The organism is Streptomyces sp. NPDC006326, from assembly GCF_040612915.1.
Lineage (GTDB): Bacteria > Actinomycetota > Actinomycetes > Streptomycetales > Streptomycetaceae > Streptomyces.
This window is the reverse complement of the sequence record NZ_JBEXRC010000012.1, coordinates 45,147-58,949: the sequence shown is the minus strand read 5'-3', so window position 1 is coordinate 58,949 and position 13,803 is coordinate 45,147. Positions and strand designations below refer to the sequence as shown.

The window sequence follows — 13,803 nt, the reverse complement described above, 5'->3', positions numbered from 1 at the left end:
CGCGAGCGCGACCGCGACGGCCGGGGTCGGTCAGTGGTGCCAGGCCTTGCCGCCGGTGTTGTGGATGAACCGCTGGAGCACCTTCAGGGTGGTCAGGTACTCCTCGTCGGAGATCCCCGCGTGCCGCTCGCCTTGCAAGTCCCGCTGGAGGGCCGCCGCCTCGTCGTAGAAGGCGCGGCCCTCCGGCGTCGCCCGGAGGCTCCCGTCGGCGTCCTGGTTGATCCACCCCCGGGCGATGGTCGTGTCGAACTCCTCGCCCAGCACCTCGGCGCCCACGGCGAGGTAGTTGTGCAGGATCCGCGTCACCTCCTCGCGGGTCTTCGTCCCCCCGGTCCCGGCCACCTGGTGGAGGATCCACCACTGGGGCTGTGTGGTGCCCAGTTCGGCGAGGGCGCCCCGCGTGCGGGTGACGACCGCGTCGTAGGCGGCCTGCTCCGGCAGCCGATCGGCTGCCGGAGCAGGCCTGCGTCGTCGTGCGAGTACTCCATGGCGGGTCCGCTCCGTTCCCTGTGGAAATCGTCCGTCGAACGGACCCCAGGACCTCAACCGCACGTGAGGTCCAGTCCGCGTCCGTGCGGGCGGCCGACTTCCGCCAGGGAGAGCCGGCCTATGGCCGGACGAGCCACCGGGCGATGTCCGGGGCCGCCGTCAGCGGCAGGGCGTGGTGGGACACCCCGGGGAGTACGTCGATCCGCGCGTCCGGCAGCACCGCGCGCGCCGCCCCCGCCGCCCGGGCGGCGTCATGGCAGCGGGCATCGGCGGCGAACAGCGCCTGCACCGGCAGTTCCCCCAGGCCGCGGAGGTCGGGGCGCCGTCCGGTGGCGGGCCGGGCCGTGGGGAAGCGGGCCGTCTCGTCCTGGAGCCGCAGCCACCCGGGGTCCACGGCCGCCCCGCCGCTCTCCCACGCCAGGAAGCCCCGGATCCGGGCGGGGGTGGGCCGCACCAGCATCGGCAGGGCGCGCACCACGTACGCGGGCCGGAGCCCGGCGAACACCCGGGTCGGATCGAGCAGGAGGAGCCGGGCGAGCCGCTCGGGGCGCCGGGCCGCGTAGTGGGCGGCGATCCAGGCTCCGTACGAGTGCCCGCCGAGGGCGACGGGTCCGCCGCCGAGCCCGTCGAGTACCGCGTCCAGCCACCGCACGAGGGCTTCGACGTCCCGCACCGGCCGTCCGGGTGCCGGCACGCTGAGCCCGGGGTCCCCCACCAGGTCCACCGCGTGCAGCCGGAACTCCCCGGTGGCGGCGCACCCGCCCCACACCGTGGAGGTCGCCCCGCCGCCGGGGAGCAGCACCAGGGGCGGGGCGCCCGCGGGACCGCAGCTGTTGACGCGGGTGATCCCGTACGGGGTGGGCAGCCGCGCCGCTTCCACGGGGCCGGGCCACTGCTCCAGGACGGCCTCGTAGGCGGCACGGAAGGAGCCGGGCACGGCGGTCCCGGACGTGACGGGCATGGCACACATGGCGCCCCAATCCCTCGACAGGCGATAATCTCGCTCAGCGAGAGATACTAGGCGGAGGCGATGTGGACGACAACAGGGCGGGCGACCCGATGGACCTGGTGCACCTCCTGCGGGCGGTTTCCGTCGAATTCGGCCTGCGCCAGACGGAGTTCGCGGCGCGCAACGGCATGCACCCGACCGATGTGCGGGCCTTGATCTGCCTGTTGGACGCCGCGCGCGCGGACGAACCCGCCACGCCGGGCCTGCTCGGGACCCGGCTCGGCCTCAACTCGGCCGGGACGACGGCCGTGGTCGACCGGCTGGAGCGGCTGGGGCACATCGCGCGTGTGCGCGACGAGGAGGACCGCCGCCGCGTCCTGCTCCGCGTCGAGCCGCAGGCGGTGCGTCTGGGCTGGGAGTTCTTCGGCCCGCTGATCGAGGGGGTGCTCGGCGTCCTGGACGGTTTCACCCCGACCGAACGCGAGACGGTCCGCCGCTTCCTGACGGCGGCCCACACGGCCGTCGCCCCGCAGCGGCAGCGGTGACCGGGGCCGGCTTGGGGGAGCGGTCTGGGGCCGGATGATTCCCGCCCGTCCCCCGTTCTCCCTGCCGGTCAGCCGCCCGCCCCGCCAGGCGGCACGGACGGGAGGGTGAGGGTGAACACCGCTCCCCCTTCAGGGCCGTGGCCGGTGGCGGTGAGGGTGGCCGCCAGGCGGGTGGCCAGGCGGTGGGCGATGGCCAGGCCCAGCCCGCTGCCCACCGGCCGCTCCGCGCGGTAGCGCTGGTGCAGTGCCCCCCGTTCGAAGGCCACCGACACGTCGTCGTCCGTCAGCCCCGGACCGCCGTCGCGGACCTCGATGCGCGGGCCGCCGCCCGGGGCCGCCGTGAGGGCCAGGACCACCGGCCGGCCCGCCGGAGTGACCCGCAGGGCGTTCGCCAGCAGGCAGTCGGCGAGCTGCCGGACCCGGAAGCCGTCGGTCCGTACGGGCGGGGCGGCCTCCCCGGCCGCGGGCGGTTCCCACCGGAACGCGACCCCGTGCCGGGCGCACTGCTCCCGCCACACCTCGGCCGCCTGCTCCAGGAGCGCGACGAGGTCGGTGTCGGCGGGTTCCAGGCGGAAGTCGTCGGCCTCCAGCCGGGCCAGGTCGAGCAGGTCGGACAGGAAGCGGTCCAGCCGCTGTGCCTCGGCGACCAGCACCCTGCCCGTCTCGGCAACCCGGTCCGCGGGGATCACGTCGTCGGCCAGGGCCTCCGCGTAGCCGCGCATCGTCGTGAGCGGGGTGCGGATCTCGTGGGAGATGGAGAGCAGGAACTCCCGGCGGCCTTCCTCGCTGCGCAGCAGGGCCCGGTCCAGGACGGCCATGGCGCGGTTGAGCTCCGCCACCTCGGCGGGCCCGCCGCCCGGTCCGCCGCCCGCCTCGTCGTCCCGTACCGGGTCCGGTCCTTCCGCCGCGATGCCGCGGTGGCCGTCGGCCAGGCGGCCCGCCACCTCGGCGGCCCGGGTCAGCGGGCGGGTGATGCGGCGGGCCAGCAGCAGCCCGGCGCAGGCCGCCGCGACCAGGCCGGCGCACAGCGGAAGGACCAGGCTCCGCCGGATGCGCGCGGCGGCCTCGTCCACCGCGCCCATCGGTTTGGCGAGCACCACCCCGCCCGCCCCGAACGTCCGCCCCTCCACGATGACCTGTTCGCCGTCGAGGGTTCCGGTCGCCGACAGCGGCCGGCGGGTGAGCAGCCGGTCCCGCTGCGCGTTGGTGACCGCCGCCGAGGCCGGACCGCGGAGCGTGCCCGAGGCGTCGAGGACGGCGAGGCGCAGTCCGTTGGAGCCGGCGATCAGCTGCTCCCCCTCCACCAGCAGTACGGAGAGCCGCGGGATCCGGCTCAACGCGGTGGCCTGCCGGGCGAGTTGGCGGCGTTCCTGCGCCTCCGCGCCGCCCCGCGCGGTGTACCAGGCGGTGAGCCCGCTCATCAGTACGGCCACCAGGACGACCAGCCCCGCGAACAGGACCAGTTCGCGGGCGAGGGTGCCCCGCCGTCGCGTCCACCGTCGCGTCCACCGCCCCGGTCGGGCGGCGCTCACGCGGGCTCCCCGGCGGCCGCACTGTAGCCGACTCCCCGTACGGTCCTGATCGGGCTGGCGTCGCCGAGTTTGCCGCGGATCTGGGAGACGTACACGTCGACCACGCGGTGGTCGCGGTGGGCCGAGTCGCCCCACACCTGGTCCAGCAGCTGGGTACGGGTGAACACCTGCCCGCGGTGTTCGAGCAGGTAGGCGAGCAGGCTGAGCTCCAGGGCGGTGAACTCCACCCGGGTGCCGTCGACATGAACGGTGTGCCGGGCGGGGTCCACCCGCAGCCGCCCCGCCGTGTGCACGGCCGCAGCCGCCGCGGGGCGGGCCCCGCGGCGGAGCACGGCGTTGACGCGGGCCACGAGCTCACCCGGCGAGAACGGCTTCGTCAGGTAGTCGTCGGCACCGAGCTCCAGGCCCAGGATCCGGTCCGCCTCGTCACCGCGGGCAGTGACCAGCAGGACCGGGGTCCAGTCGTCCCGCTCGCGCAGTCGGCGGCACAGCGTCACCCCGTCCATGCCGGGCAGTCCGACGTCCAGTACGACGGCGGCCGGTGCGAGCCGGGCCACCGCCTCCAGACCTGCGGGGCCGTCCTCGACCGTCTCCGTCCGGTAGCCGTCCCGCTCCAGGTACAGGCGCTGCAGCGCGGCGATGTTCGGGTCGTCCTCCACGATGAGGACGAGCCCCTTGCGGATGCTCATGACGACTCCGGTGACCTGTGCGCGGAGCGGAGCCGCGGAGGGCGGGTGGGGACGCCACTCATGCTAGCCAGGCTGCGCCCCGCGCCCGGGGCGGGCGGCGCGCCGCCCGCCCGGCCTTACACAGCCCTGACAATCCCCTCATGGCCGCCGGGCAATCAGCGGCCATGATCGGTGCCGGTGGCCGGGTGCCGCGGCGGCGTACGCGCCGCCCGGCAGCACCCCGTGCCCTTTCTCTCCGTACCGATCCCCCGGCAAGGACTCCCTCGATGAAACCCAGTGACCAGGCCGCACCACCCGGCTCCGCCCCGGGCGGGCTGCTGTTCCGCACCGGCCGGGCCTGCGCCGGACGCCCGTGGCTCGTGATCGCCGTCTGGCTCCTCGCGCTGTCGGCGGCCGTCGGCGCCGACCGGGCCTGGGGCGGGCAGTACGAGGACGACTTCGCCCTCCCGGGCACCTCGGTGCAGACCGGCGCGGATCTGCTCGACGCCCACGGCGGCCCGGCCCACCGCGGTGTCCCGGCGCAGGTCGTGCTCTCGGCCGGCGCGGAGGGCCTGGCCGGACACCGGGACGCCGTGGAAAGCGCGGGGCAGCGGCTCGCCGGCCTGCCGGAGGTGATCGGCGTCGCGGACCCGCTCGCCACTCCCGCCGCCGTGACCGGGGACGGCCGCACCGGCTACTACACCGTCCGCTTCGACGCGAACCCGGCCCAGTTCGACAAGGCGTACCTGGAGCAGGTCGACGCCGCCCTCGCCCCGCTGCGCGCGGACGGCGTCACCGTCGAGTACGGCGGACCGCTGGGCAAGCTCGCCGCCCCGGCCGGCGCCGACCGGGCGTCGGAGCTCATCGGCATCGCCACGGCCGTGATCGTCCTGCTGCTGGGCTTCGGCAGTGTGGCGGCCGCCGCGTTCCCCCTGATCAGTGCCGTCGTCGGACTGCTGGCCGGGCTGGCGGGGCTCGGCCTGCTCGCCGCGGCGTTCGACTTCGCCGCCGTATCGCCCACCCTCGCCGTGATGATGGGCCTCGGCGTCGGGCTGGACTACTCCCTGTTCCTGGTCACCCGGCACCGCAAGCTGCTCCACACCCTGTCCGACCCCGCGGACGCGGCCGGCCGTACGGTCGCCACCAGCGGCCGTGCCGTGCTGGTCGCCGCCCTGACCGTGACCGCGGCCCTGGCCGGACTGTTCGCCTCCGGCGTCGGCTTCATCGGCATGCTCGGGGTCGCAGCGGGCACCACCGTACTGACCGGCGCGCTGGCCGCGCTCACCCTGACGCCCGCCCTGCTGGGCCTGGCCGGCCGGCGCATCGACCGGCTGCACGTCCGCACACCCGTCGACGAACCTGGCGAGGAACCCGGCGAAGAGCCGGGCGGGGACGGGGACGTCTGGCAGCGCTGGGCCTCCGCCGTCGGACGCCGGCCCTGGACCGTCCTGCTGCTGGGCGCCGCCGTACTGTCGGTGCTCGCCGTACCGGCCGCGTCCATGCGGCTCGGCCACGTCGACGCCGGGGCCTCGCCCCCGACCGCCACCGAACGCCGGGCGTACGACCTGGTCGCCGACGGGTTCGGGCCGGGCACCAACGGACCCGTCACCGTCGTGGTCACCCTCGACAAGTCCGGCACCGACCCGGGCCGGCGCACGGAGCTCGCCGGGCGGCTGCACCGGGCACTCACCGACACCCCGGGCGTCGCCTCGGCCACCCCGCCCGCCGCGACGGCGGACGGCGCCCTTCTCGTCTCCACCGTCGTACCCGGCAGCGCACCGCAGGACCGGGCCACCGCCGACCTGCTGCACCGGCTGGCCGAGGACACCCTGCCCGGCGCGCTCGATCCGTACCACGCCACCGGCTACCTCACCGGGCAGACCGCCGCCCAGCAGACCTTCCGCGACGTGCTCGCCGACCGCCTGCCGCTGGTCGTCGGGCTCGTGGTCGCCGCCGCGTTCGTCCTCCTGCTGGCCGTGTTCCGCAGCCCGCTGATCGCCCTCAAGGCGGCCGTGCTCAACCTGCTCTCGATCGGCGCCTCGTTCGGCGTGGTCGTCGCCGTCTTCCAATGGGGCTGGGGATCCTCGCTGTTCGGCCTGGACGAGAGCGTGCCCGTGGAGTCGTATGTGCCGATGATGATGTTCGCCATCGTCTTCGGCCTGTCCATGGACTACGAGGTGTTCCTGCTGGCGCGGATCCGGGAGTACTGGCTGGCGGGCCGTGACGGCCGGGCCGCGGTCGCCGCCGGCCTGGCCTCCACCGCCCGCGTCATCAGCTGCGCGGCGCTGATCATGACCAGCGTCTTCCTCGCCTTCCTCCTCTCGGCGAACCCGGTGGTCAAGATGCTCGCCCTGGGGCTCGGCGTCAGCGTGGTGCTCGACGCCACCGTGGTCCGGTTGCTCCTCGTCCCGGCCACGATGCACCTCCTCGGCCGCGCGAGCTGGTGGATCCCCGCCTGGCTGGACCGGATGCTGCCGCACCTCGATCCGGAGGGCGGCCGTACGGAGGAGTCCCGGCCCGGCGACCGGACGCGGGAGGTACGGGCATGAGCCGTGGCACCAGTACGGGCATGAGCCGTACCACCACCGCAGGTGCCGGCGGGCGCCCCCGCACCACGGCCGCCGGGCCCGGGGCGGGCGGAAGGGCGGGCGGCCGGCCGTCCCGCTCCCGGCGCGGGCGACGGCGGGTCCGGATCCTCGCCGCGGTCCTGGGCACGGCACTCCTGGCCGGCTGCGCCGAAGCCACCGCGACCGCGGTCGTCGAGAACGGAGTCGAGGACGCCCTGCGAGCCCGCCTGGGGCGGACCGACGCGGACCTCTCCGGTTCGGGCCTGCTGGCGCTGGCCCGGGGCCGGGCCGGCCGCGTGACCGTCACCGGGGACGATGCGGCGCTCGGCCGGGTGACGGGGGCTTCGGTGCGGCTGGGCCTGGAGGGGGTCCCGCTGGGCGGGGGCGGCAGCAGGGCCGTGGACGCCGTCCGCGGGCGGATCACCGTACCGACCGAGGCCGTCCGTGCCTGGCTCCCGACGGGGGAACAGTCCCTGCCCGTCGCCGGGGTGACCACCGATCCGGCAGCCGGGGTCCTGCACATCGGACTCGGGCCCGGCGGCGCCCTGGACATCGCCCTGCGTCCCCGGCTGCACGAGGGCCGGGTGGAGTTCACGCTGGACGCGGCCACGCTGATGGGGACGCCGGCCCCCGAGCGGCTCACCCGGGGGATCCGCGACCGGCTGGCCGCCGGACCGGGGCCCCAGGGCCCGGCGGCGGCCCTGAAGCCCACGTCGGTACGGGTCACGGACCGGGGCATCGAGGCCACGGTCGACGCACGTCATGTCGGCTTCGCCGGAGCCCCCGGCACGGACGGTCCATGACCTCGCACCGAGCGCCCCGGGAAAACAGTAGCCATGTACATAGTATCCATGTACTGTATTTGCTGTGAGTACAGCACCTGAGGGCGCCACGGTGGGATTCCTGGTCTGGCGCCTGTCGATGAAGTGGCGGGTGGCCGTCGACCGGGCGGTCGCGCCGCTGGGCCTGACGCACGCCCAGTACGCCCTGATGGCCTCGCTCCACGGCATGCGGCGCTCCGGGCTGCAGCCCAGCCAGCGTCTGCTCGCCGACCACACCGGGCTGGAGGCGTTGTACGTCTCCAAGCTCGCCCGCGCCCTGGAGGCCGCCGGACTCGTCGCCCGGACCCGGGACCCGAAGGACCCGCGCGCGATGCAGCTGTCGCTCACCGAGCGGGGAGACGACGTCACGGGCCGCGCGATCACGGTGGTCCAGGGGCTCCTGGACCAGCTGCTGGAGCCGCTCGGCGGACAGGACAGCCCGCGCACCCGGCAGTTCACCCGCGAGCTGGCGACCCTGCTCGATGCACCTCTTGATCCACACACCGAGAACGAGAAGGAGCAGTCATGACCACCACCGCACCCCTGGTCAACGCCCGGGTCATCGCCCTGGCCCACTACGCCGGTCGCGCCCTCGCGGAAGACGCGGTGGCCCGCCACGGCGTCACGTTCCACCAGAACGTGACGCTCCGGGCCGTCGTGGTCGCGGGCGGGTCCATCGGCCGCGAGGAGCTCGTCGCCGAGGTCACCGGCTCGCTGAAGACCGACGCCTCGTTCGTACACGGCGTCATGGAGGAGCTGACGGCCGCGAAGCTGGTGGAAGAGGACCCGGCGGACGCGTCGCGGATACGGCCCACCGAAGCCGGACGGGAACGGTACGAGACCACCGCCGCCGCGACCGCCGAGATCGCGGCTCGGCTGTACGCCGGCATTCCGGCCGAGGACCTGGCGGTCGCGGGCCGCGTGTTGACCCTGGTCACGGAGCGGGCGAACGCCGAGCTGGCCGGCGCCTGAGGCTCCGCCCGGCCCATCGCGGTCACGCCGGGCAGCGTCCCGGAAACGCCGGCATGCCCGCCGCGCCGATCAAGCCGATGCAGCCGTCGCATGGACGGACCGGACCATGTGATGTCCGGATCCGGCCCGTCCGTACGCCGCTAGAGGTCGAGTTGGTACTGGTGTGTCGTGTGCGTGGGCGTGTAGCCGAGACTGTCGTTGATCTGTCTCATGTGCGTGTTGCTGTCGGCGGTGTCGGTCAGGAGGCCGCCGAGGTCCGGATAGCGCTCATGGGCGTGTCGGATCGACTCGGCCTTCATCCATCGGCCGAGGCCGTGCCCACGGTGCTCGGGCAACACGCCGGTGCCGTAGTGCTGGCCGTCCCCTCTGCCGTCGCCGGGGACGACCAGCTCGGTGAACCCGGCGATCGAGTCGTCGCAGGCGTCTACGGCAACGACGGTGTGCAGGTGGTCGCCACGCTGTTCGACGGCCTTCGCCGCGGCCCGGACACGGTCCACGTCCCAGGCCACCGCGCCGTAGTCGGTGTCGTCCATGGGCATGTCGTCCATGGCGCGACGCGAGGCGGCGAATGTCTCGGCGAGACCGTCGGGCACGGTTCCGCGCCATGACACCAGCCGGTAGCCGGGATGCGGGCGCTCGATGATGCGGGCGAGGGCGGTGGTGTCCGCGTCGGCGAGCGGCAAGCGGGAGAACCTCAGGGTGAGGACCTTCCTGAAACCGCGCGCCGGCAGGAAGTGGTCGCCCGGCGATCCGGCCTCGGCCTGCGCGATGACGCAGCGCCGGGCATCGGCCCGGGCAGCGGCCACGGCGGCGTTGAGGAGCTGCGAGCCGACGTGCCGGCGTCGTTCCACGGGATGGACACCGAGGGTCAGTTCGGCGAGGTGCTCCTGTCCGGGACTGTTGAACAGGCGCAGAAAGGCGGTTCCGATGGGGATGGCATCGGCGTCGGACGCCAGCCATGCAAGACGCCGGCTGTTCGGGCCGTGAACGGGGTCGGTCAGCGGGGTGATGCGGGACGACAAGGTGTCTCCGTCATGAGGAAGTGGCCAAGGTCAGTACGCGGACTCAACTGCTGAGCACTCCTGCGCATGTGCTGCACACCTCCTCGTCGACAGCACCGGTCCCGAACGCCATCGGACGGCTGGGAGAACCTAGCTGTCCCATCGGATGCTCGGCAAAGGGTTTACGAGAAGCCGGTGCGAACGTGCGGTCACAGCCACTCGTTGCCGGCCGCGACCAGCACGGTTGCTCGTAGCGGACCGCCGGCTTAACGGTCCGACATCGCCCACTGTTCGTGGCGCAGGAGCGGGATGAGCACGGCGGCGACGGCCAGGTGCATCAGCGTCAGGGCGGCCTTGGTGGCGCCGGACGCCTGGACATACGCCATCGGCGCGAGTGACAGCAGCAGGACGGTGACGGCCAGGCGGGTCCAGACGGTCGGGGCCTGGCCGGTCAGCCGGTCCAGTCGCCTCCGCACGGCTGCGGCGAGCAGGCAGACGACCAGCGTGCTGCCGACGACGAGGGGCAGGCTCACGACCTGGATCGGCAGCCCGTTGCCGGGATCGACGCGGAGTTCCACGCCGAGGCCGCGGGCTGCGGTCCACAGCAGGGCCGTGAGGAGGACGGCGCCGACGGCCGCGTATGCGTGACGGCGCAGGCTCGGGGTCGCCCTGTGGGTGGGTGTAGTGGTCATCGGAACGCTCCAAGAGGGCAGGGACGGTCTCACCGCACGTGTGGCGGCCCGCTGCGGCGGCGATGCGGCTTCGTCGCGTCGCTTTCGTGAGGTGGGCGGGGTGTCAGCCGGCCGTGGCTGACACAGGCCGGGCTCGGCACCGGCCGCCGTGAAGCGCGCCACGAGCCCCCATTTCCACACGTCGTGAAATTAACGAGGAGGCTCACGGTACGCTCGCCGCCCTTCGGCGGGCAAGGGTAATTTCCATACACCGTGAAAAACGGGCGGCGGTATGGCCCGTGTGCAGGTGGGCGCGGCCGCGGGCAGCGAGAGGCTCGGCGCCACGCCGCAGGCCAGGGCGGGGGCCGCGACGGTCAGCCGTGCGCCGCGGGGTCCTCGCCCAGGGCGCCGGTGAGGTAGTGCTGCACGGTGGGCGCGATCAGGCGGACGACCTGCTCCGAGGACATCCGGGCGAGGCCGTCGATCGCCCAGATGTAACGCGTCATGGCCAGTCCCACGATCTGAGTGGCGACCAGCTCCGCGCGCAGCCTGGCCTCTTCGTCGGCAAGACCGGCCGAGACGACCTGGAGGACGAGCGTGGAGAAGACGACGCGGAGCTGCTCCATCGCGAAGGGCTCGTGACTCGCGGCGAGGATGATCGAGCGCAGGACCTCCGAAGTGGCCGGATCGTCCCACATGCGCAGCGCCGCCTCCACGAAGGCCCGCCCGCGCTCCTCCAGCGGCACCCGGGCGGCCTCGGCGATGCCCTCACCGAAGGCGGCCGGCGGTTCCAGCGCCGCCTTCAGCAGCCCCGCCTTGTTGGAGAAGTAATAGTTCACCAGGGTCGGGTCCACGTCGGCAGCCTGAGCCACCGACCGCAAGGAGGTACCGAGGTAGCCCTGCTCGGCGAAGGACTTGCGCGCCGCCGCCAGGATGCGGTCCGCCTGTGCGCCGCGTTCCCCGCGCGGCCCCCTGCCTGCTCGCGCCGCCATCCCTGCCGCTCCCCTTCGCGCATTCCGGACGTGGCGCTCAGCCGCCAGTGAAGTTTCAGCTTACCGGGAAATTGGTGCGCGGGCTCCAGCCCTGCCGGTGGAGGCGGTCGAAGCCGTCCAGGAGGAGGTCCAGCGCGAATTCGAACTCGAACTGGTCATCACAGCCCGGGCCGACGACCGAACCGTCGTCGTGGGCCACCGCCGCGGCCAGCTCCATGACGTGGGGGTACGGAGTCTGAGCGGCCGGGGAGGGCTCCGCCGCGGGCGCGGCTCCCGGCGGGGCGTCGAACAGCTCCTGGGTGAAGCCCAGCACCCGGCTGCCCAGGGCGTGCATCACGTGATGGGTGAGATCGACGGAGAGCCCCCCGGCACGGAACATGCCGATCACCGAGTCCAGGTAGGCGAGGACGGCCGGGGTCGGGCCGGTGCGGGAGCGGATCACCTCGGCGGCCCACGGATGGCCCAGGAGGGCGGCGCGCGCGGAGAGGATGCGGCGGCGTACCGCGCTCTTCCAGTCGGCGCCGGGGGCCGGTGCCTCGATCTCCCCGACGACCGTCTCCACCATCGCGTCGAGGAGTTCGTCCTTATTGGCGACGTGCTTGTAGAGCGCCATGGGCACCACCCCGAGCTCTTGGGCGAGTTTGCGCATGCTGAGCGCTTCGATCCCGATGCCGTCGGCCAGCGCCACCGCCGCGTGCAGGACGCGCTCGCGGTTCAGAGGAGCGCGGCGCGCCTGTTGTGGATTCGCCATGTTGACGAGTGTACGCCGTACACCTACGGTAGGCGCAGGTGTACGCCGTACACCACAACAGGGGGTGCACATGAATGCGAGCAGGAGAACCGCAACGGTCGCGGGGGTCTTCTTCCTCGTGACGGAAGTCGCCGCGATCGGCGGACTCGCGCTGTACGGGCCGGTGTTGGGCGGGTTGAACGGGAGCGACTACGTCCTCGGCCCGGGCGCGGACAGCCGTGTCCTGCTGGGCGCGGTGTGCGAGCTCGTCCTCGTGACCGCAGTCATCGGCAGCGGCGTCACCCTGTACCCCGTCATCCGGCGGCAGAACGAAGGCGCCGCCCTCGGACACGTCTGCGGCCGGCTCCTGGAAGCCGCCGTCATCCTCGTCGGCATCGTCGGCGTGCTCTCGGTGGTGACCCTGCGCAGGAACTACGCGGGCGCCGACACCGCGTCCTTCGTCACGACGGGCAAGGCCCTGGTGGCGGTGCACGACTGGACGTTCCTGCTCGGGCCGAACGTGGCGCTGGGGGCGAACACGCTGGTGCTGGCGTGGCTGGTGTACCGCTCGCGGCTCGTACCGCGGCCCATTGCCGTACTGGGGCTCATCGGTGGCCCGCTGATCTGCGCGTCGGCGGGCGCCGTGATGTTCGGGCTGTACGAGCAGGTCTCCCCCGCGGGATCGCTCGCCGCCCTCCCGGTGTTCGCCTGGGAGGTGTCCCTCGCGGTCCGCCTCATCACCAAGGGCTTCGACCCGCAGGCTATGCGGGCAGGTTCAGCTGCCAGGACACACCGAAGCGGTCGTTCACCCAGCCGAATCGGGCACTGAAGCCGTAGGAGCCGAGCGGCATCAGCTCCGAACCCCCGTCCGACAGGGCCGCGTGGAGGCGGTCGATCTCGGCCCGGTCCTGGCACTGCACGAACAGGGAGACGGCCGGGGTGAACCCGAACCCGTGCTTGACGTGGCTGTCGATGCACATGAGCTGCTGACCGGCCAGCTCGAAGGTGGCGTGCCGCACGGTGCCCTCCTCGCCCGGGCCGTCGGCGCCGTAGCGGCTGATGTCGATGATCCGTGCGTCGTCGAAGAGCGAGGTGTAGAAGTTCATCGCCTCCTCGGCCCTCCCCTCGAACATGAGGAAGGTCGTGATCTTCTGCGGGGACGCGTTCGCCATGCGGATGACTCCTTCGGGATGCCGGGCCCAGTGTCCCGTAACCCGGTGCCTCCTGCGGGTCCGGCGCACCGCGTCGCCGCCATGGCCCGCGCCCGGGAAGCGGCGGGGTGGATGCCGATGTCCTCACCACCCCTCGCGGGGCCGGGGGAGCACCGCGTCCACGACCTCGGCCGCGAAGTGGTCCGGCAGCGGTTCGCGGCGCAGCAGCACCCGGACCCAGACGGCGCCGACGACGAGGTCCACCAGCAGCTTGGGGTCCGTCGTCGCCGGCAGCTCGCCCCGGGCGCGCGCCCGTTCGAAGACGGGCTGCTCGCGGGCGAAGCGTTCGGCGAACAGTTCCCGGGTGAGTTCCGCCAGTTCCGGCTGCCCCGACCCGCCGGCCAGGGCGCGTACGACCGGTTCGGCGTAGGGCCCGGTGAGCAGCCCGATGACCTGTTCCACGAGCGCGACCAGGTCACCGCGCAGGCTCCCGGTGTCCGGAACGGAGATGTCGAGGGCCCGGGCGTGCAACACCGTGGCGCGCACCAAGGCCGGCTTGGAGGGCCACCAGCGGTAGATGGTCGTCTTGTTCACGCCGGCAGCCCGGGCGACGGCCTCGATGGTGAGGCCGTCGTACCCGTGCTCGGCCAGGAGTTCGAGGGTGGCGTGGAAGATGGCGGCGGCTGCGCGGGGACCTCTGGTGTCGCTCATGGCG

The 13,803-nt window shown here is 73.5% G+C and carries 15 protein-coding genes and 1 pseudogene; 6 read left to right on the top strand and 10 right to left on the bottom strand.

Annotation, left to right across the window (positions count from 1 at the left end; genetic code table 11):
* Window positions 1–30: 30 nt before the first annotated feature.
* Window positions 31–488: pseudogene (locus tag ABZ128_RS12475) on the bottom strand (MarR family winged helix-turn-helix transcriptional regulator).
* Between the two features lie 119 nt (window positions 489–607).
* The gene (locus ABZ128_RS12470) at window positions 608–1,450 is read right to left on the bottom strand and encodes an alpha/beta fold hydrolase (protein ID WP_356847925.1); all 843 of its coding nucleotides are present in this window, start codon (window positions 1,448–1,450) and stop codon (window positions 608–610) included.
* Between the two features lie 98 nt (window positions 1,451–1,548).
* Between ABZ128_RS12470 and ABZ128_RS12465 the strand changes: the two genes are divergently transcribed.
* Window positions 1,549–1,983, top strand: coding sequence for a MarR family transcriptional regulator (locus ABZ128_RS12465; RefSeq protein ID WP_356848065.1), 435 nt, complete (start codon window positions 1,549–1,551; stop codon window positions 1,981–1,983).
* Window positions 1,984–2,051: 68 nt separating this feature from the next.
* Here the strand turns inward: ABZ128_RS12465 and ABZ128_RS12460 are convergent, their stop codons facing one another.
* Window positions 2,052–3,515 (bottom strand): HAMP domain-containing sensor histidine kinase, encoded by a 1,464-nt coding sequence (locus ABZ128_RS12460; protein ID WP_356847924.1) that lies wholly within the window; start codon window positions 3,513–3,515, stop codon window positions 2,052–2,054.
* The gene (locus ABZ128_RS12455) at window positions 3,512–4,204 is read right to left on the bottom strand and encodes a response regulator transcription factor (RefSeq protein WP_356847923.1); all 693 of its coding nucleotides are present in this window, start codon (window positions 4,202–4,204) and stop codon (window positions 3,512–3,514) included. Before ABZ128_RS12455 ends, ABZ128_RS12460 begins: the two co-directional genes overlap by 4 nt.
* Before the next feature lie 266 nt (window positions 4,205–4,470).
* Here ABZ128_RS12455 and ABZ128_RS12450 point away from each other — a divergent pair, with 266 nt between their 5' ends.
* The 4 genes from ABZ128_RS12450 (at window position 4,471) to ABZ128_RS12435 (ending at window position 8,543) form a co-directional block, all read left to right on the top strand.
* Window positions 4,471–6,732 (top strand): MMPL family transporter, encoded by a 2,262-nt coding sequence (locus ABZ128_RS12450; protein WP_356847921.1) that lies wholly within the window; start codon window positions 4,471–4,473, stop codon window positions 6,730–6,732.
* Window positions 6,733–6,752: 20 nt separating this feature from the next.
* Window positions 6,753–7,553: a hypothetical protein gene (locus tag ABZ128_RS12445; protein ID WP_356847920.1), complete on the top strand. Its 801-nt coding sequence runs from the start codon at window positions 6,753–6,755 to the stop codon at window positions 7,551–7,553.
* 64 nt (window positions 7,554–7,617) lie between these two features.
* Complete coding sequence (locus tag ABZ128_RS12440; RefSeq protein WP_356847918.1) at window positions 7,618–8,100, top strand: MarR family transcriptional regulator; 483 nt, start codon at window positions 7,618–7,620, stop codon at window positions 8,098–8,100.
* Window positions 8,097–8,543 carry a MarR family transcriptional regulator gene (locus ABZ128_RS12435; RefSeq protein WP_356847917.1) on the top strand — a complete coding sequence of 149 codons (447 nt, stop codon included), beginning with the start codon at window positions 8,097–8,099 and terminating at the stop codon, window positions 8,541–8,543. Before ABZ128_RS12440 ends, ABZ128_RS12435 begins: the two co-directional genes overlap by 4 nt.
* 140 nt (window positions 8,544–8,683) lie before the next feature.
* On the opposite strand, the gene ABZ128_RS12430 is transcribed toward ABZ128_RS12435, so the two are convergent.
* The 4 genes from ABZ128_RS12430 to ABZ128_RS12415 form a co-directional block, all read right to left on the bottom strand.
* A complete protein-coding gene (locus ABZ128_RS12430; RefSeq protein WP_356847916.1) occupies window positions 8,684–9,565 on the bottom strand; it encodes a GNAT family N-acetyltransferase in 882 nt (293 codons plus the stop codon).
* A 245-nt stretch (window positions 9,566–9,810) separates the two neighbouring features.
* Entirely contained in the window at window positions 9,811–10,236 is a 426-nt protein-coding gene (locus ABZ128_RS12425) for a DUF6069 family protein (protein WP_356847915.1), read from the bottom strand.
* 353 nt (window positions 10,237–10,589) lie between these two features.
* Window positions 10,590–11,207 carry a TetR family transcriptional regulator gene (locus tag ABZ128_RS12420; RefSeq protein ID WP_356847914.1) on the bottom strand — a complete coding sequence of 206 codons (618 nt, stop codon included), beginning with the start codon at window positions 11,205–11,207 and terminating at the stop codon, window positions 10,590–10,592.
* 55 nt (window positions 11,208–11,262) lie between these two features.
* Window positions 11,263–11,958, bottom strand: coding sequence for a TetR/AcrR family transcriptional regulator C-terminal domain-containing protein (locus ABZ128_RS12415; protein WP_356847912.1), 696 nt, complete (start codon window positions 11,956–11,958; stop codon window positions 11,263–11,265).
* Between the two features lie 70 nt (window positions 11,959–12,028).
* Between ABZ128_RS12415 and ABZ128_RS12410 the strand changes: the two genes are divergently transcribed.
* Entirely contained in the window at window positions 12,029–12,766 is a 738-nt protein-coding gene (locus ABZ128_RS12410; RefSeq protein ID WP_356847911.1) for a DUF4386 domain-containing protein, read from the top strand.
* Here ABZ128_RS12410 and ABZ128_RS12405 read toward each other — a convergent pair.
* Both ABZ128_RS12405 and ABZ128_RS12400 read right to left on the bottom strand, forming a co-directional pair.
* Window positions 12,699–13,109: a VOC family protein gene (locus ABZ128_RS12405; RefSeq protein ID WP_356847909.1), complete on the bottom strand. Its 411-nt coding sequence runs from the start codon at window positions 13,107–13,109 to the stop codon at window positions 12,699–12,701. The genes ABZ128_RS12410 and ABZ128_RS12405 overlap by 68 nt on opposite strands.
* Before the next feature lie 123 nt (window positions 13,110–13,232).
* A complete protein-coding gene (locus ABZ128_RS12400; RefSeq protein WP_356847907.1) occupies window positions 13,233–13,799 on the bottom strand; it encodes a TetR/AcrR family transcriptional regulator in 567 nt (188 codons plus the stop codon).
* Window positions 13,800–13,803 lie beyond the last annotated feature (4 nt).

What these genes read in the sequence shown, in the direction of transcription:
- ABZ128_RS12470 (WP_356847925.1), bottom strand. Translation starts at nt 1,450, where the DNA reads ATGCCCGTCACGTCCGGGACCGCCGTGCCCGGCTCCTTCCGTGCCGCC.
- ABZ128_RS12450 (WP_356847921.1), top strand. Translation starts at nt 4,471, where the DNA reads ATGAAACCCAGTGACCAGGCCGCACCACCCGGCTCCGCCCCGGGCGGG.
- ABZ128_RS12420 (WP_356847914.1), bottom strand. Translation starts at nt 11,207, where the DNA reads ATGGCGGCGCGAGCAGGCAGGGGGCCGCGCGGGGAACGCGGCGCACAG.
- ABZ128_RS12445 (WP_356847920.1), top strand. Translation starts at nt 6,753, where the DNA reads ATGAGCCGTACCACCACCGCAGGTGCCGGCGGGCGCCCCCGCACCACG.
- ABZ128_RS12455 (WP_356847923.1), bottom strand. Translation starts at nt 4,204, where the DNA reads ATGAGCATCCGCAAGGGGCTCGTCCTCATCGTGGAGGACGACCCGAAC.
- ABZ128_RS12405 (WP_356847909.1), bottom strand. Translation starts at nt 13,109, where the DNA reads ATGGCGAACGCGTCCCCGCAGAAGATCACGACCTTCCTCATGTTCGAG.
- ABZ128_RS12400 (WP_356847907.1), bottom strand. Translation starts at nt 13,799, where the DNA reads ATGAGCGACACCAGAGGTCCCCGCGCAGCCGCCGCCATCTTCCACGCC.
- ABZ128_RS12425 (WP_356847915.1), bottom strand. Translation starts at nt 10,236, where the DNA reads ATGACCACTACACCCACCCACAGGGCGACCCCGAGCCTGCGCCGTCAC.
- ABZ128_RS12410 (WP_356847911.1), top strand. Translation starts at nt 12,029, where the DNA reads ATGAATGCGAGCAGGAGAACCGCAACGGTCGCGGGGGTCTTCTTCCTC.
- ABZ128_RS12435 (WP_356847917.1), top strand. Translation starts at nt 8,097, where the DNA reads ATGACCACCACCGCACCCCTGGTCAACGCCCGGGTCATCGCCCTGGCC.
- ABZ128_RS12465 (WP_356848065.1), top strand. Translation starts at nt 1,549, where the DNA reads ATGGACCTGGTGCACCTCCTGCGGGCGGTTTCCGTCGAATTCGGCCTG.
- ABZ128_RS12415 (WP_356847912.1), bottom strand. Translation starts at nt 11,958, where the DNA reads ATGGCGAATCCACAACAGGCGCGCCGCGCTCCTCTGAACCGCGAGCGC.